The sequence below is a fragment of the Thermoanaerobacterium calidifontis genome (assembly GCF_055381745.1).
Genome location: NZ_AP042436.1, coordinates 835,529 through 854,477 on the forward strand (window position 1 = coordinate 835,529; position 18,949 = coordinate 854,477).

Below are 18,949 nucleotides of genomic sequence, written 5' to 3' on the forward strand. Positions count from 1 at the left end.
GAATAATAGTAGTGGGGTGAGATTTTTGATTTTTAAAACAATTGTACTTTTTCTAATAAAATCAATCCCGGATTTTAATGATGTTTTTTGCATTGGTATTGTAGTTTTTGCTTTTATTACTTACTTTTGGACTCATAGGAAACCTAAACGATATGTTAAACTTATTGATTCATACATAGAAAAAATTCAAAATACATCAGATAAAAATATGTTGCTAGAAGAACTTATTGAATTGACAGATGAAACGATAGAAAGAGAAAAAAATGACAAAGATATAACTGAGTTGCTTAAAAAGTTTAAAAGTATGTGCTATAGTGGCAATATAAAAAATGCTATAGATGTGTTTGATTATACTGCCCTGGTTGAGATTCCAGGCAAGCGAAAGATATTTAACATGATGCCGGGTGTATTTACAGGCCTTGGTATTTTAGGTACTTTTGTTGGACTTGTTTTAGGTTTAAGTGATCTAAATTTTTCAGGTAATACTCAAGTACTGGAGCAAGGAATAAATAATTTAATCTCGGGAATGTATCTTGCTTTTCTTACATCAATTGCTGGTCTTGTTTCTTCATTACTTTGGTCTCTTATTGATAGGAAGCTACTCAATTATTATAGAAAAAAAATAGACACACTTCATTCTTTGTATAAAAATATTTTTGATGAGAAGGGGATAGATTATTATCTTAAGGAAATAAGGGACATTCAAGAGGAACAAAAAACATACATGCAAAAATTTGTATCAGATTTATCTCTTGAGATCAGCAATGTATTTTCAAATATATTGGAGCAAAGAATATTTCCTGAGTTTGCTAATATCGTAAATCAATATGTCACATCTAAAATTGTGGAATCTTTTGATAATTCAATTGGTGAGATTAAACAATCCAGCGAAATATCTAAACAAATGATTGAAAAATTTGCTAATCTGGCGTACGAAAACCAGCTGGAAGGGGTTAATAAGATTATCGATAAGTTTATTGAAGGTATGGATACGTCACTAAAAGGAAAATTTACGGATCTTGCTGGGTCAATTGACGAGATGATAAAGTGGCAGCAAATGGTTAAAGAAGGCATGAATGAACTCATGGAAAAATTGTCAAATAATATACTGAATTTACAAGATGTTAATAAGGCTATTGAAAACGCAATTACAAATTTCTCTGATTATTTCGATAAAGTAAATGCAGCTAATGAACATCTTGTTGAAAACATATCGAAGTTGGAATCGGTCTCTTTGAATGTAAATATGCTTGTTGAAGATATGTTAAAAATGATGAATGAAATTAACCAGCAAAAGGATTTATTATTAAAAGACAAAACAGAACATATTCAAATTGTATCTAATTATATATCGGAGATTAATGAAAAGTTTGAGTTACTGCAGACGAGTTATGCCAATATAAGTAAGAATATCGATATTTTAAACAACAGCCTTAAACAATCAATGGACGAGTTTGCTAATAAGACGCATGATGGGCTTAAACGAAGTCTATCTCTATTCGATGAAGAGCTTGCCAATATAATAACGTATCTAAATTCAACATTGAGTGAAATTAAAGAATCTGTGGATGAATTGCCGAAAGTTATTATGGAGTTTAAGAGGACTTTGAGAAGTGAAGACAAGGAGATGAAAGCAATTGAAGGATGAAGATAATGTACATGACTATTGGCAGTCTTATTCGGACTTGATGGCAGCGCTACTTTTAATGTTTGCACTTTTAATTGTTATTATGATTTATAAATATGCTAGTATTGCTGTCGATCTAAATGCACAAAAGGCAAAAGTTGATGAAATAATTGGTGTTAGGGCTCGCATCATAAATCAGCTTTTAAATGAATTTAAAAATTCAGATCTTTCTCTTAGCATAGATCCTCAAACAGGTGCAATAAGTTTTAGCGAGGGAATATTTTTTGATAATGATAAATATGATTTGAAAGACGAAGGCAAAAGATATCTAAATGAATTTTTTCCTAAGTACATATCAATACTTATGGATCCGAAATTTAAAAAATACATTTCACAGATAATTGTAGAAGGGCATACTGATGATACTGGTGACTATGTGTACAATCTGGAGCTTTCTCAGAAGAGGGCTTTTGAAGTTGTTAGGTATATATTGCAATCTGATATAAAAGGTATCGATCCCAATATGAAATTGGATTTGATGCCGTATATAACAGCTAATGGTCGTTCATACAGCCAATTGATTATTGAAAATGGGAAAATAAATAGAGAAAAATCCAGAAGGGTAGAATTTAAGTTTCGCTTAAAAGAAGAAGAAATGATAATGGAGATGCAAAAAGTCCTAGGGAAGGGTTCTACAAAGTGAGTAAATATGATTTTCTTTATATACCTTATAAATTGATAGAAATCAAAAATTCTATAGTATCCAGTAATGTTAACAAAGTAGTATCTTTTAAGAAATATAATGATGCAGAAGAAAGGCTTTTGTTGTTACAAAAAATAGATAAGATGCCATATAATGATATACGAGATATGGCTTTTTCTCTTAATAATCGTGAATTGTATATTTTGATTAATTATCTTGCTGGCGATGATTTTACCATCGATCCTGATAAAGTTTATGAAATTATAAGATTGAGGTTTAAAAAGAAATTTGCAAATATCCTCTGGGAACTGTATCAAAATAATTATTTTAAAAAAACATATGTACATTATTTTACAAAGTTTTGCAATGAATTTAAAGAAGCTTTTATAGAACTTTTTCGAGATGAAAAGATATTACAATTTATTAATGAAATAGTAGTTAGAGACGATGTAATTAAATTTGTTTGTGTTAATATAAGTAAAACAAGACTTGATTTAGATAAATTTTTTAATACATTTAAAATTAGTGAAAAGTTAAGACTTGGATTGGATATAAAAAAATATTTTTATTTATATTGCGATAAAGAATCTTATATAAGGAGTAATCCAGAGGTTATTCTGGATATAATAAAATCTTATAATCAAAAAGAATTATTGATGTTTGTTGAAAACTACGTGATAAATGTCTTCTTTTCTGAACTTGACTCAAAAATAATGAAATATATATTGGAATATAATAAAATGCCTGAAAATAGAGAAATAGATTTTTTCTGGAGAGATGTTTCTGAACCAGTATGGAATAGATGTAGAAAATGGTATTTAGATAATTTGATGAAAGAACACCTTGATGGCCCCAGATATAATTTTTGGTCAGAATATATTGATTATATTAAGGATTTTAATGTGGTTAGAAGGAATAAGCGTAATCAAGCAATCTATTTTATATATTTTAATAAATTTGTAGTAGTTGAATTTGATCCTATTGGTGCTGCATATATATATAAATTAGATATTTTTAAGCAAAGGTTTGGACCATTTGCCAATGAAAGCAGTTCAAAAAGTGATAATTTTTTTAAAGATGAAAGCATTGCAATAGCTAGGATAATACACAAGGGAAAATGGGAATTAAGAGCTTATAACACTGTATTGTTGCTGTTAAAGGGTGGTTTAGATTGATAAATATATCTAATTCGTTAACTGATGAAGGCATCAAAATAGTAAGTAATGTTCAACAGAGAAAAAATATATTTGAAATAAAAATACCGCTTTTTTTAAACCCAGTAGAATACTTTAAAAACATCTCAACTAAAGAATTGGAAAAATTAAATGTACTTGAAGACTTATGGCAGCAAGGTATTTTACAGGATAAAGATAACTCATACATTATACCTTATGAATTTTTATACAATATTGATGAAGAAAAGAGGCGTATACTTAGTCTTCCCATTGAAGATAATGCTATTAAAGTTCATATAAAGGCGAGAGGAATTTTTGGGAGTAATGATTTTAAGTTGATACCAGAGGTATACGTAAAAGATGAGAAGATGGGGCCTTTGGATAGAAGAATTAATAATATAATATTACACAAAGGCTGTATGTATTTAATACCATTAAATCTCTATAGCCTTTTACAAGAAATAGACGCGTATAAGCCGACTGATGATCCTATTTCCCAAGCAAAGATAGTTGCAAAGGTTAAATATAAAGCTAAGACAGCTAATGTGACTTTTGATAGATTTTTAGAAAGCGAAGAAGTTTATTATTCTGAAAAATTGGATGTAGATATAATCAAGCATGATGATGATCACCTTCAGATTGTACCTGTTTTAGGGGATGAAATTGATAGCCTATTAAAGGACAGTAAAGATAAGGTGTTAAAACAGTACAATACTCTATACGGTGAGGGTATAAAAAGGAAAAGAATTTTTTTCGAAGATGAGGTTCTTAAGAATTATAATAAAATCGTTAATCGAGGACATCTTAGAGGATCTGAGATTCCTAAGTTTCTGACTGATCCATATTCAATTTTACCTGAAGATATAGATTTGTCTAATTTCAGCAAGCGAGTGAAGGAATTAGGTCTTAAGGTATACAGGGCTAATCCGTACATAAATATAAAAAAGGATAAAGATTCCGGATGGTTTGATTTTGAAGTGGGAGGAATCATACATGAAGATGTAGGCTCTTTTGATGAAGATGTTGATAATGTACAGGAGTATGGATTAACAGGTGATGATAAGATAGATGCTCTTGAATACAGTCAGTTGGTCCAAAAGGCAATTGAAAGTGGAGAAGATTATGTAAATTATAGGGGTAAGTGGATAAAGATTGATATAGAGCAGGCAAATAAGTTTTTAAATATAGCTAATAATGAATCATTTTCAAAGGTGCAAAAAATAGATATTACCAGATTGCCTTATGTCTTAAAAATATACGAAAATTTAGATGATCTGGAATACAATGAGACTGCATTAAACTTGAAAAAACAATTTATAGGTGATTTTAGCACAAGAGATTTTACATATCCTATGTATTTGAAGAATTGTCATCTGTATGAACATCAAAAAGAAGGATTTTTATGGTTTAAGGGCTTATACGAAAATCACCTCGGTGGGTTGCTTGCTGATGATATGGGCTTAGGCAAAACTTTACAAGTAATTAGTTTTTTATGTTATCTAAAAGAATGTAATGAACTAAAACCTACATTAATCATAGCTCCATATACTTTGTTAAATGTTTGGGAAAACGAGATACGAAAGTTTTCTGAAATTACTTCTATATATAGGCATTCTGGCTACCAAAGATATAAAACACCTGAGATACTTAAGAATTATGAAATTATATTGACGACTTATGAGACGCTTGTCAGAGATCAGCTGTTGCTGGGGCAAATAGATTGGAAGGCTATTGTTTGCGATGAAGCCCAAAGAATAAAAAACAGCACAACTTTGACTACTTCAGCTGTCAAAGCCTTAAAGGCCAATATCAAAATAGCCATGACTGGCACTCCAGTAGAAAATAACCTTGGTGAACTATGGTGTATAATGGATTATGTTCAACCCGGCCTTTTATCAAGTTACCATGATTTCAGAAGGACATATCAGATACCTATAGAGGATGCTATTGGTAATAAAAATGAAGAATATTTAGCAATAAAAAACAAGCTATTAAATACTATAAGACCTGTGTACCTTAGAAGAACAAAAGATGGCATTTTATCACTTCCTGCTAAGAATGAGATTTTTCCTGAAGTAGAACTTACGACTTTTCAGGAGAAACTATATTGTCAGTTGATAGAAAATTATAAAAATAACGAGAAAAAGGAATCGCCCCTTGGTGTCTTGCAAAAGTTAATGGAATTGTGTGCACATCCACGCCTTATACAAGATGACGGAGATGGGGATACCTATAAGTTTATAAATGAGTCTGGAAAACTTCAACGCCTAATAGAGATTATAAATGAAATAAAGCTAAAGGGCGAAAAAGCGGTAATATTTACCCATTATATAAAAATGCAGACGATATTGAGAAAAGTTATCATGGATGTTTTCGGAATAAATTGCCTTGTAATAAATGGTAACATCAAAGGTGATAGGATGAGCGTCATTGATAAGTTCAGAAAATCTCCGGGATTTAATATTATTATACTTTCTACAAGAGCTGCTGGCGTAGGCATTACTATAACAGAGGCTAACAATGTTATTCATTATACGAGGGATTGGAATCCAGCTGTTGAAAAACAGGCCACAGATAGAGTTTACCGAATAGGCCAGACTCGTGAGGTAAACATATATTACCCTATATGTACAAGCAGCAGAGGAAAAACAGTAGAAGAACGTTTAAATGAGGTGTTGCAAAAAAAGATTCAACTTCTTAATGAAGTGATTATACCATCGAGATACCTGAATATAGAAGAAGAAAATTACGATTATCTGTTGCAAGATTTTTCCGCTTGGTCTATGTAATTTGTTTTGACAAAAAACTTCGAGGTGAAGATTTTACAAATACACATTAAGGTCAAATATATGTTTCCAATGTCAAAATATAAAAATAATTAAAGCAAAAGCAAATGAGATAGATTTAAAGAATATAATTTCTTAAATTAATAAGAGAAATAGCATATTATTATTTTGAAAATTGTCTATTTAACTACTGATTAGAAATATACAGAACAGCAGTTTAATGCAGTTGTAATTACATATACATGAGTTAACAAAGATCTTATAGGAGATGGTGTTAACTAGTATTTTATTCTAATTACTTATAAATATAACTGCAAAAATGTATCAGAAGGTTACAAATAATCCTTAATTAAATCTGAATTGTGTTAGAAAAGTAGAATGATGTATTATAAAGAGTAGATTTTGGGATACCAATAAAGATTCCTTTTAATATAAGTCCCGGATATGAAGATGGGCCTTATTTATTTACAGAGATTAGAAATAGCATTGTTCATCCTGTAAAAAAAGAAAAAGTAAATGCCTTATCATTTAACGATAGGTGGAAAGCTCATGAATTGGGTCTATGGTATTTAGAATTAACCATATTACGTTTATTAAGGTACAATGGATATTATGTAAATAGGCTCAAGTCAATTGATTATAGTTTATGGGAGGGTAATATAGAAAAAGTACCATGGTATAAAGATGATGAAATGAGCAATAAATTTTATTCATTGAATTATGAAACGCAATAGAGAGAAAGAAATTGAGGATAAAGAAAGAAGTGAGACTTTGAATAACGAATTATTAGAATATTTGATTGAGAATAAAATGTTGATTATTGCCTATTATATTATAATAAATATATGCGGGTATTTTTATTCCATAGGTATTAATATGGTTTTTGATGCTATGAAAATTAAAATAAGAAAGACAAAAAATGTTACAAATGGATTAGTTATATTGATTACATCTTTATCAGCAATAATAGTGTTTTTTTTCATGAATTTTTTAAAGAAAATAGAATTTTATTTTTTTATTATAATAGGCTTAATATATATAATATGTTTAATAATTTCTACTATGAATATTAATGAAATTCTATTAAGCAATAAACCATATAAAAGAAGAAAAAAGCTGAGTAAAATATTATTGATAAGCAACATTGTTATGTTAATGGCATTTGGTTGTGTATATTTTGTAATATTTATATTTAATAACAATAGATATACAATAAAAACGGATAGTTTAAATTTATATTATATAATCATTATTTTAAAATTATTAATAAATATGTTTTATATATTTACTTCATTTGGCTTTATTAATTGCCTTAGTAATTTGTTTGATCTTAGAAAATATAGAATTAAAGGTAAAATTGTAAAAAGTATATATCTCACGATAAATAATGTTGAAATAGAAAATAATAAAATTTTTAATAAAGAAATAATTGAAGGTATAATTATAGCAGAGGATAAAAGAAATATAATTTTTAAGCCTAATAACTACTGTGCTATAAAAATAGAGAAAAAAGATATTGAACTTATGACTCCTTTACCTGAACATGTGGATTATAAATATGAATTTTACAAAATTATGATGAGAATTAAAGAATTTATTAAATTGAAGGGTAAAATAAAAACACAAAGAGTTCAAAAATAAAATACAATAAAACCGATTGAAAAAATTATTGCCAACATTCTTAAAATATATTACCCTTTACCATTTAGGCATATAACTGTTTAAAGGGAGAATATGCAGATTCAAAATGCCTAAGGCAATAAAATACACGCGATTCTTTAATGAACTACCTAATATTTAGAAGAATTACATAGATAATTAGAATGAAAAAGGAAAAAGAAAAGCATTAAAGTTCTTATGAAAAAGATAGAAAGGGATGATGCAGAAGGACTAATAAATGCAACAAAGGCTATAGAAAAAGCTCAAAATTGTGGCGTTAGTGACCGAGACAGCATTATTGAAACATATTACCGCATTAAGAACATGAATAAAGCTGCAATAAATAAAATAAATCTTAAAGATGGCATTCCAAAATTAAAAGAGAATATAGAGCGGATATTAGCATTTATAACAGAGATGTGTCAGCAATATGAACAAAGTTATAGTTAAAAAAATATAAAGAATTATTGCAAAACAATATTATAGCAAATAGAATAAGCAGACTTGCTAATATGTTTATCAAGTCATAGAAGTATGCTATTAAATGAAAAGCATAATATTAACCACAAATCTTAAATTCAGCAAAAGATTACGTGCTCAGTGGCACACTTATTTGTGCTTGAAAAGACAATCTATACATATAAAAATGCGGTCACTACGCAGGCGCAGCAACCCACTCACCTCCTCGTGATTTGTAGTTTACTGGTATCCCTATGACATAATTATAGAACAAAATTAGCTCGAAGTGGCACATTTCATTACGTTTTGTGCCTTGATCGAAGCGAAAGGAATGATTATAAAAATGAGTGATACATTGAATGAATATGCTAATATTATTGAGTTATTAAATATCGCCGGAGAAATTGATGGCCGTAAAAAGATTCAAAAAATAGTTTATATACTAAAAAGCTTAGGAGCAAATTTCGTGGAGAATTTTTATTTTCATTACTATGGTCCCTATTCGGATACTTTGACAATTGAGCTGGAAGAGCTTAAGACGATGAATATAATTGAGGAAGAGAAAAATGATAGTGGGTTATTTCCAAAGTATAAATATAAACTAAAAAAAGAAATAGATATACAACATAATCTTGACAAATATAAGGATTTAATTGAAGAACTAAACAATCAAAAATCCAGATTTTTGGAACTGGTTTCAACAATTATATATTTTGAACATGAAGGATATCCAAGAGATAAAATTGTTAATAAGATAAAAATCGTAAAATCTGACAAAAATTATACTTATGAGGAAATAGATTCAGCATTTGATTTTTTGAAAGTAATACATGACAAATATGGAGTTGATATTATTTAATTTTTTATAGGAAATAATGTTAAGTGACGGTTTAGCTTCCGTCAAAAATCCCGAATTTTAGAATTGGAAAAATACCTATGCCATGTAAGATAAAAAAGAAATTTTTTATGTGAGGTTTAGATATGTTTTTTATTACATATGATACATGGAAAGCGGTTTGTGATATGTATTTTAAGCAGAAAATAGGAAGGCTAAAATCATATATACAATGGTTTCCATTTTCTAAATTAAATATACATGATAAAGAAAAAATAAAAAGCAAAGAATTTTTTCAACAATATATTCAAAGTGGAGCAGCAGTTTTATTTCCTAAATTTTTATTAAGAACAAACAATTATATGCAAAAAAGTGATGGAAGTTTTAGAAATTCGAGTTTACTTTCTCCTTTAAGTTATCTTTTATTTGAATCGATCGGTAAGACAATATCTACTGTATATCATCCCAAACGTCCCAGCGATATTTCTGTTTTTTATGCTGGTAACTTTGACGAAATGAGATGTTTTTATAAATATGATTATGATGCATTTTGCAAAGAGATTAATGTAGAATTGGAGAATTATGATTATTTTATAAAGACTGATATTAGAGACTTTTTTAAAAATATCAATTTAAATAAACTATTTTCGAGAATAGATCAGGTATCTAATGAAAATTGTGTAAGTATTACACAGTATCAATTACATTTATATAAAGAATTCATTTATTATTGTGGAAATGGTAATTTTCCATTGATAGAGAACAGTGTAGCTACTTCATATTTAGCAACAATAGTATATTTAGATGATATAGATGTAAGATTGAGAGAATTTATTATAAACAAAATTCCAGAAATAAAAAGTTTTAAAATGGTCAGGTATGTTGATGATTTATATATATTGATTCAGACAGATCAAAATTGCAGTAATTTAAATAATGTTTTCAATGATATAATTAATGAATATTCGTCAATTTTATATGAATATGATTTAGCTGTTAATTCATCAAAGGTTACATTGAGAAAAGCTTCTGAACTGAATGAAGAGTTGAAAAAATCTCTATATGATGAATATTTTAATGGAATAAAGTTTGAAATTGGAGAACTAGCAAATGATAATGTAATTACCTTTTTAAATAATATTGAATCTGCACTATTATATGGCGATATAACTGTTGACGATTATAACGAAATAATTGAGAAATCATTTTTGATTGAGGATGTTGAATTTACACCACAAGAGATTTTTAATTATTTTATTTTTGAAAAATCTAATGTGTTTCAGAATAAAGAAGTAATAGAAACAATAAATAGAATAATATGTAAAAACATTTCTTTTATAAGTTTAGATCCCAAAAGATTAACTATTATGATTTTAAATACAAAAAGTAATATGGCAATAAAAGCTTTTTTAAATCAACTTTTTAATCGTCATAGAGCGAAAAAATGGAATTCATATGATACTACAATTGCCATAAATTATTTAATTCAAAGAGGATTTAAACATAGAGATCTATTGGATGTTATAAAATTATATTGTCCGGATTTATATAATTACTATGATTATTTTTGTAAAAATTCTTTTATTTCATCACTGAATGATGTTGACACAAATAAATTTTGTAATGCCATAAAACCTGATCATAAGACTTATTATCTGTATATTATGTATTTATTCGAAGAACAAAAAGGTAATATGATGTCAGCTTTTGCATTTTTTAAAAATTATTTTGATAGGGTAACTGCTCATATAGCATTTGCGTCCCATTATGATGATAGTAGAAAACCAAATTATAAATTATTTTATAAAGAAGGTGAACATAAAAAATTTTATGGCTCCATCAGTAAAGGAGTAGAAATTATTCATAAAGCACATGTTTTAAGAAATTCAAATCCACTTTCACATTCAAGCGCAGAATTAGTAGAAAATAATAATTCAACAGAAGAATTAAAGCAATCCATTAAAGATATGAAAGAATTAATAATTAGTATTTGTAAAGAAAAGGGATTAATTTAACCCATAAACACAAGGAGACGGTTCTTCTATGCATTAGCCACCTTTAGCATGACTCATAATCCTATGCGAAAAAGATAAATGCGGTAATGTTGTGAGCGTAGATACAAAGAAATGCATCATAACAGGAAATGATAAGCTAATCGCGATGCTCGGCATAGAAGATATCATAATCGTAGACACAGAAGACGAACTTTTGATATGCTCAAAGGATAAAGCACAGAACGTGAAAGAAGTGTTGCAGAAGCTTAAAAAAGAGGAAAGCGGAGTATTTATGATATATTTTTTGAGAAATATATCGAAATATTTTTGCTATTTGTATTGTTTTTTAGGAAAAGGAGGAACAATTTTGTGAAGCGGGGCAAATCAAAAACAGTTGGTTATATTTTAGCGCTCTTTTTTGGTGGTTTAGGTGCTCACCTTTTTTATTATGGTAAATATTTAAGGGGCATTCTTTACTTAGCATTTAGTTGGACAGGTATTCCAATATTATTGGGATGGATAGACATGTTTTTTATTCATAAATGGCATCAGCGATATCTCGAAAGCCAAGAGAATTCTTCAAAATTTTTACAGGAAAAGCCACTTCAATCAATTACTCCACGAGTGGAGAAAACCAGACCGGAGAAAGCCGAATCTGAAAAATCAGTTCTATCATATAGAGAAAACGAAATGATGTTTTACAGGGAAGAGGACATTATTTTGCCAGAATATGCACATCTCAAGACACCTTCTTACATCAAAGAAGAAATTCAGCAAATTAAAAAATCATTTAAGGCTAAAGATTTAAACAGACCGGTTATCGAAATTTCTATTCATACTCATGAGACTTATTTCATGGAAGATTCGATTAAATATGCTAATCAAATGGGTGTTAAAACTGAATTTGTTCCTTTGCAGGTTTATTGGACGACTTTTCGAGATCTCGATGAAAAACAAAAGAAATGGTATTTTTATTGGAGACACCAGACGTTAAAAGGGAATTATTTGGATACAGATTTAAGCTATGTGATTTTATTTGCTTATGAATTGATCAATTATACTTTTAATCAAAATGCAGCATTTAATGTCAGTATGATGGTTCGTTTACAACAGGCATATAAAGAAAGAATTCCCAACTTGGATAGATATCTTTCAGAGTGGATTAGAGATATGTTAATTGAGTTAAATGAAGTTGAGCTGGCTCGTAAATGGGGATTAGGAGCTGACCCTTATTATCATACAGATTTTTATCAAATATTTAAAGCCCATGAAAAAGATATTAGCCGAATACCTATTAAAGAATGGCAAAAAGTTATCAGAGGATATTCAGAAACCAACTTTTTCGAAATGAACAAACAAAAGGTTTATGCTACATTTAAGAAGGCATTAAAATTATTCCAAAAAATAAACATTGAAGAAGGGTTAGATTTAGAAAAGGCTTGGTTTGAACAAGAGAAAAAAACGGCAACGTATTATTTGTTTAAAAGTGCAGTGATTGGTCGAAATGTTGGAAGCCGAGTTATTGAATATACGGAATACGTACCGACAGAATATTTTTATAACGAGATCACTGTTTTATTTCGCGTTTCTGAAAATGTTACTCGATTGTGTAACGGTGTTAAGAGACAAATCCAAGCAAATGAAGAGTTACTTCCTCCTGGTTTCAAAAAACGTTTATTAGAAGAGATGAAGAACAAAAAAGTATATGAAATTGATGAAGATGTAAGAATCAAAAGTCGTTTTTCGCATATTGTAACAGATGAACTTGAGGAGAATGGGAGCCAAATTCCTCCAAAGCCCAATGAGACATTAGAAACAAAAACAGTTGATAATGATTCTGACAAATCCTGGATAACAGAATTGGACGGTAAACAAGTTGAAGTATTGAAACGAAGGCATCAGGCTTTTCTTTCAGAGTTTTCCAGTGATGAACAGGATGAGGATAAAAGTACAGAGAGAGAAATTAAACCAATGTCTAATGTAGAGAAAACAAAACTTGATATTCCCGAGCGGCCGACAATTACACTGAGTGACGATGATGTGGATGTTGAAGGATTTCTTTCCTTATTAACAGAAGAAGAAATTAAATTTATTAGCACATTCTCTAGCAAAAGGAGAGGAATCGACGTGGTGAATGATGAGATAAGAGATAAAGGCATTCCCGCTGCGGTTTTTATTAACGAAATCAATACAAAAGCAGAGGAATATTTAGATGATGTGTTAATTGAGCAGATAGGCGATGATTATGTGATAAACGAAGAGTTAGTATGTGTATTGGAGGAAATAGAGAGGAGTAAAGCAATATGAAAATTAAAAGGCGTGATTCAGCAGATATTTTAAATGCATTAGCTGGTGGGGTAGTTCCCAGTCGAGGCCTTCAATATATAATAGTTGGTCGTGAAGCTGAAATGAGACAGATAAAAGAGGATCTAAAGGATATTAAGGAAAATGGAAGTTCGTTAATTAAATTTTTTATTGGAGCATACGGAACTGGCAAAAGCTTTATGCAAAATTTTATTCGTCAGATAGGTCTTGATGAAGGGTTTGTCGTTGCAAAAGCTGATTTTACTCCACATAGGAGATTATACGGAAATGATAACCAAGCTGTTGCTTTGTACAGCGAGCTAATGAGGAACTTATCTACTAAATCAGTTCCACAGGGTAATGCTTTACCGACGATTTTGGACCAGTGGATAACAAATATTCAAAATCAGGTGGTACAAAAATTGGGCTATGACCGGCCTATTTTGAATGATCCTACTTTTATTCAAGCAGTTGAAAAAGAAATTATTGATGTTGTTTCACACTTGGATGAGTTAACGGGGGGATATGATTTTGCAAATGTATTAGGCATTTATTATCGGGGTTTTGTAGAGCAAGACAGGGAAAAGCAACGCCGTGCTTTGAGATGGATACGAGGGGAGTACCTGGCAAAAACCGATGCTATTCGTGATTTAGGAATTCGCGAAATTATCAATGACAACAATTATTATGGATATTTGAAGGTGCTATCGAAATTTGTACGCCAAATAGGATATTCAGGATTAATCATTAATTTAGATGAGGCAGTTAATTTATATAAAATTACGCACCGAGAAGCAAGAGAGAAAAATTATGAGTATATTTTAATGATATATAATGATATTTTACAAGGAGCAGTGGAAGGTTTATATATTACCTTCAGCGGTACACCTGAGTTTTTGAAAGATGAGCGAAGGGGACTTTACAGCTATAAAGCATTGGAACGTAGGTTAAAACCAGGTGTTCAAGGCGATGAATACCGTGATTTAAAGCAACCGGTGATTAAATTAACGCCAATTTCTCCTAATGAAACTCTGGTTTTATTAATGAATATCCGTGATATACACGCAGCTCATTACGGTTATGAACCAATGGTAACGGATGAAAAGATTCGTGATTTTTTGATTCATTTTTATGAACGACCGGGCGCTGAGAAGCATATCATCTTGGGGGACGTTATTCGACAGTTTATCAGTAGTTTAAATATTCTTATTGAAAATCCGATGGCAGATTGGAAAGAATTATTTGGTGTTTCTAATGAAACACCACAGGATGATAAGCTGGATCGAAAAGTGGTTAATATACATGATCGCTTTCAACGTGGTAATTTTTAGTGATGTAAAGTGTTTTTACATGTGAATGATACGGTGAATACGCCGTTTATGATGTGATACGAGGGGGATAAAATGAGTCAGACATTTTATATGTTATCTAATACTGTGCAAAAGAAAATATGGGATATGGGTTGGACAAGATTTACATCTATTCAAGAGAAAGCAATTCCGGTTATTATGAATACGCAAAAGGACGTGATTCTTTCGTCAGCTACAGCTTCTGGGAAAACAGAAGCAGCATTTCTGCCTATACTTAGCCAAATTGAAGAAACAGCGCCTTATACTCTTAAAGTTCTTTATATATCACCATTGAAGGCGTTGATTAATGATCAATTTGAACGCATTCAAAAGTTATGTGATCAAATGTATATTCCGGTTCATCGCTGGCACGGTGATGTTAGTCAATATAGTAAAAAGAAGTTTATTGATAATCCTGCTGGTATATTGCAAATCACACCTGAGTCCATTGAAAGCTTGTTTATAAATCGTACTTATGCACTGCCTTTGTTATTTCAGTATCTTCAATTTATTGTGATTGATGAAATTCATGTTTTTATTGATACAGAACGTGGAGTTCAGTTACGTTCATTATTGTCTCGCATTGAATGTTTTACCAAAGATCGACCACGTATTATTGGGTTATCGGCAACAATTGATAATTTTGAGTTAGTTAAGAACTGGGTTAATTACCGAGACCCAGATAACGTTGAAATTATCGAAGTAAGAGAAAATGACAAAGATCTTTATTATAATTTGATGCATTTTGACAGTGAGGGAATAAGGAGTTATCCTATCGAACTTTATGAAGATATCCGGGAATTGACCCGTAATCATTCTGCCTTAATTTTTTTTAATAGCCGAGGTGCTGTTGAAGAGGCAACAGTTATTTTAAATCGTTTGGCTGAACGAGATGGAATAGGGCAGATGTACTACGCACACCATTCTTCCATTGCTAAAGCGGAACGTGAATTTGTTGAGAAGATGATGGCTAAATCTACTGTGCCTAAAAGTATCGTAGCAACCAGCTCATTGGAGCTAGGAATTGATATTGGAGAAATAGATTTTGTTATTCAAGTGGATAGTACTTTTACTGTTTCATCTTTAAAACAAAGGTTAGGAAGGTCAGGCAGAAAACAGGGTAAAGATCAGTATTTGCAATTATATACGGCAGATAAGTACGGGTTATTACAATCTATTGCAGTGATGGATTTGTTATTACAAAATTGGATAGAGCCGAGTAAAGGTTATTCACACCCTTATGATATTTTGTTTCATCAAATTATTTCAATATGCCACCAAATGAATGGCGCTGCACCAGAAGATTTAATTATATTGTTGAAACGCAATGGTGCATTTTATGATTTACCGGAAACAGATATTTGCCTGTTAATTGAACATATGGTTAAGCAAGATTATTTGGAACAACTTAGTGATACAGGCCAGTTGATTGTCGGATTAGAAGGGGAACGACTGCTTAGAGGAAAAGATTTTTATTCTGTTTTTATGACTGAAGATTCATATGAAGTATTAGATGGAATTAAAAAAATTGGGGAAATTCAAAAAACGCCATTCGTAAATGAAGGAGATAACATTATCCTTGCTGGGCGATTGTGGACGATCAAAGAAGTAGATGCTAAACGCAGCAAGGTATATGTGCAGAAAGCAGTGGACGGGCATCCACCTAATTATTCAGGTGGGGGTGTGCGATTACACCGAAGAATTCCTGAACATATGCATGAGATATTATGTTCAGATTATATATTTGATTTTATTAATGATGATGGTCGCTATACTTTAGAAGAGTTACGTGCGCCTTATCGTCATTATAAAGTAAGACCGGATGAGAGAATAATATGGAGGATGGATGGTGAACTATTATTTGAAACATTTACCGGCACCAACATTTTTCAAACGTTAATTTGGATGCTTCGCTATTATGGTGTTAATGTAGATAAGACTGATGGTATTGGGCGTATCTCTATTTTGGACAATATTGATTTAATAGAAATATTAAAGGAGATTCGACAGAAAGATTGGTCTTTAAGTGATTTGTTACCTTATACAATGGACCACGAGTTTTTTGTGTCAAAATATAGCCCGTTTCTTCCTAAAAAATTACAGACTAAAATGCATGAAGCACATTATGTTGATATTGAAGGTGTACTCGATTTTCTAAATTGCTATTGTATTCGAGAAATCAGGCTGTAGAACAAAGTGGAATTTGCTTGTATCAACAACCTGAATGTTACATCTCAAGAAATAAGAGATCTGCTGGACTAGCCTTCTGTAACGCAATTAAAATGAGGAGGGATTTTATTATGGAGATTATAGACAATAAGTTTGAATTAAGAGATGCATGGAAGTTAATTGATGAGTTAGCTGATGAATCAACAAAAGAAAAGTTTGAATTAGATGATATATTATATGAGATTTCTATGAAGATATATGAATTTAGGATTAAAAATGATTTGACGCAAAAACAGCTTGCCGAAAAATTGGGAATTAAGCAATCGATGGTATCAAAACTTGAAAGTGGTCAATACAACCTATCCATTGAACAGCTTTGGAAAATTTCAAAAAAGTTAGGATGGAATTTTAAGGTGCATTTGTTTGGAATATTCAAAAGTTGAAACAAGAGGATTTTCTAGGTATGATAGAGTTAAATGGTTTAACGACACTTTCTCAGTTATCACGGACATATATTTTAACTGTTACATCTCTTTCTGGAATAAATCCGCCAGTAAAATTGCCTATGGTAAATATTTTTAAATTAATACAGCAGAAAAAGGATAATGAAACAAATAAAAAATAGGTAGTAGATAAGGAACTTGTTTATAGTTTGATATTTGGGGATATTTTGCCAATACCAAATAAAAGTGGAGAGAAAATCTAATGAATATAAAAATAAGAGAAGCAACGCAAAATGATTATGAATCTATAAGTACTCTTGTTAAAGAAGTACATAGTTTACATGTTAAAAATAGGCCAGATGTGTATGCAGATGTGGACAATCCATTTACAGAAGAGAGATTTAAGGAGATATTAGATGACGATAAAACAAAGATTTTTGTCGCTGAAGATTGTAATAATGAAATAATAGCTTACAGCATTATAGAGATAATGACTACGAGAAATATTCCAATTCTTATACAGAGAAAATTTGCCTATATAGATGATTTATGTGTTAGCTCAAATCATAGAAGAAAAGGTGTAGGAAGAATGCTATTTAGACATATTGTTGATTATGCAAAAAAATCTGGTTATGATGCGCTAGAATTAACTGTATGGGAATTTAACAGCGATGCTATTAAGTTTTATGAGGGATTGGGTATGACGACAAGAAATAGAAGAATGGAATTGAAGATTAATTGATTATTTTACTGGAAAATAGTAAGATTAAATTGTAAAAAGGCAAATATAGAAATTAAGAATAATTCTGGTGTTATATGATGAAACTTCTTATAAAAATTACTGCATTGCTAATAGGTTTTGTCCTGCTTTTAAATATCATAGCAGAGTTACAGGTGATCACATTTGCATATAATGCAAAACCGGTAAAATCTGATGCTATTATTGTCCTCGGCTGTGCAGTTTACGAGAAAAATCCGAGTCCTTTTTTTAAGGAAAGGTTAAATGAAGCTATAAAACTTTATAAAGAGGGACTTGGTAAGTACATTATTGTATCTGGCGGTGAAGGACCTGGTGAGGATATATCTGAGGCAGAAGCGGGGAAGGAATATCTTTTGAAAAATGGTATACCTGATAATACTATATTAAAAGACGACAAGTCGTATTCAACGTTGCAAAACCTCAAAAATTCTAAGAAAATTATGGATGAAAAATCGCTAAAGACAGCAATAATTGTATCAAACAAATTTCACCTGAAAAGGGCAAGCATAATAGCGAAAGAAGCAGGCATAAATGCAAGCTATTCAGGAGTATTTGTAAAAAGGTATTTTTATGAAGAAGTATACGGCTTTTTACGGGAAGCACCTGCATTATTGTATATGTATTTGAGAACTTTAGCTAATATTTGATATAATTATAATATATAGCATAGATTAAAACCATACATA

General features: G+C 30.4%; 15 protein-coding genes and 1 pseudogene. All 16 read left to right on the plus strand.

Annotation, left to right across the window (positions count from 1 at the left end):
* Positions 1–16 precede the first annotated feature (16 nt).
* The gene (locus ACZ42G_RS04210) at positions 17–1,648 is read left to right on the plus strand and encodes a MotA/TolQ/ExbB proton channel family protein (protein WP_464851565.1); all 1,632 of its coding nucleotides are present in this window, start codon (positions 17–19) and stop codon (positions 1,646–1,648) included.
* Positions 1,638–2,330 (plus strand): OmpA family protein, encoded by a 693-nt coding sequence (locus ACZ42G_RS04215; RefSeq protein ID WP_464851566.1) that lies wholly within the window; start codon positions 1,638–1,640, stop codon positions 2,328–2,330. The genes ACZ42G_RS04210 and ACZ42G_RS04215 overlap by 11 nt, the downstream gene beginning before the upstream one ends.
* Positions 2,327–3,505, plus strand: a complete 1,179-nt coding sequence (locus tag ACZ42G_RS04220) for a hypothetical protein (protein WP_464851568.1) — start codon at positions 2,327–2,329, stop codon at positions 3,503–3,505. The genes ACZ42G_RS04215 and ACZ42G_RS04220 overlap by 4 nt, the downstream gene beginning before the upstream one ends.
* The gene (locus ACZ42G_RS04225; RefSeq protein WP_464851570.1) at positions 3,502–6,294 is read left to right on the plus strand and encodes a DEAD/DEAH box helicase; all 2,793 of its coding nucleotides are present in this window, start codon (positions 3,502–3,504) and stop codon (positions 6,292–6,294) included. The genes ACZ42G_RS04220 and ACZ42G_RS04225 overlap by 4 nt, the downstream gene beginning before the upstream one ends.
* Positions 6,295–7,011: 717 nt before the next feature.
* Positions 7,012–7,932, plus strand: a complete 921-nt coding sequence (locus tag ACZ42G_RS04230) for a hypothetical protein (RefSeq protein WP_464851572.1) — start codon at positions 7,012–7,014, stop codon at positions 7,930–7,932.
* Between the two features lie 216 nt (positions 7,933–8,148).
* A complete protein-coding gene (locus ACZ42G_RS04235) occupies positions 8,149–8,400 on the plus strand; it encodes a hypothetical protein (protein WP_464851574.1) in 252 nt (83 codons plus the stop codon).
* Between the two features lie 322 nt (positions 8,401–8,722).
* Entirely contained in the window at positions 8,723–9,268 is a 546-nt protein-coding gene (locus ACZ42G_RS04240) for a YwgA family protein (RefSeq protein ID WP_464851575.1), read from the plus strand.
* Between the two features lie 122 nt (positions 9,269–9,390).
* The gene (locus tag ACZ42G_RS04245; RefSeq protein ID WP_464851577.1) at positions 9,391–11,259 is read left to right on the plus strand and encodes an AbiA family abortive infection protein; all 1,869 of its coding nucleotides are present in this window, start codon (positions 9,391–9,393) and stop codon (positions 11,257–11,259) included.
* An 82-nt stretch (positions 11,260–11,341) separates the two neighbouring features.
* Positions 11,342–11,521: pseudogene (locus tag ACZ42G_RS04250) on the plus strand (mannose-1-phosphate guanylyltransferase); the annotation flags it as partial.
* Positions 11,522–11,607: 86 nt separating this feature from the next.
* The gene (locus ACZ42G_RS04255; protein ID WP_464851578.1) at positions 11,608–13,545 is read left to right on the plus strand and encodes a TerB N-terminal domain-containing protein; all 1,938 of its coding nucleotides are present in this window, start codon (positions 11,608–11,610) and stop codon (positions 13,543–13,545) included.
* Positions 13,542–14,873, plus strand: a complete 1,332-nt coding sequence (locus ACZ42G_RS04260; RefSeq protein ID WP_464851580.1) for an ATP-binding protein — start codon at positions 13,542–13,544, stop codon at positions 14,871–14,873. Before ACZ42G_RS04255 ends, ACZ42G_RS04260 begins: the two co-directional genes overlap by 4 nt.
* 72 nt (positions 14,874–14,945) lie before the next feature.
* The gene (locus tag ACZ42G_RS04265) at positions 14,946–17,081 is read left to right on the plus strand and encodes a DEAD/DEAH box helicase (protein WP_464851581.1); all 2,136 of its coding nucleotides are present in this window, start codon (positions 14,946–14,948) and stop codon (positions 17,079–17,081) included.
* Positions 17,082–17,191: 110 nt separating this feature from the next.
* Positions 17,192–17,503, plus strand: coding sequence for a helix-turn-helix domain-containing protein (locus tag ACZ42G_RS04270; protein ID WP_464851582.1), 312 nt, complete (start codon positions 17,192–17,194; stop codon positions 17,501–17,503).
* Positions 17,504–17,523: 20 nt separating this feature from the next.
* Entirely contained in the window at positions 17,524–17,685 is a 162-nt protein-coding gene (locus ACZ42G_RS04275) for a hypothetical protein (protein ID WP_430348590.1), read from the plus strand.
* An 80-nt stretch (positions 17,686–17,765) separates the two neighbouring features.
* The gene (locus ACZ42G_RS04280) at positions 17,766–18,245 is read left to right on the plus strand and encodes an N-acetyltransferase family protein (protein WP_464851583.1); all 480 of its coding nucleotides are present in this window, start codon (positions 17,766–17,768) and stop codon (positions 18,243–18,245) included.
* A gap of 77 nt (positions 18,246–18,322) precedes the next feature.
* Entirely contained in the window at positions 18,323–18,910 is a 588-nt protein-coding gene (locus tag ACZ42G_RS04285; protein WP_464851584.1) for a YdcF family protein, read from the plus strand.
* The last annotated feature ends 39 nt before the right edge of the window (positions 18,911–18,949 follow it).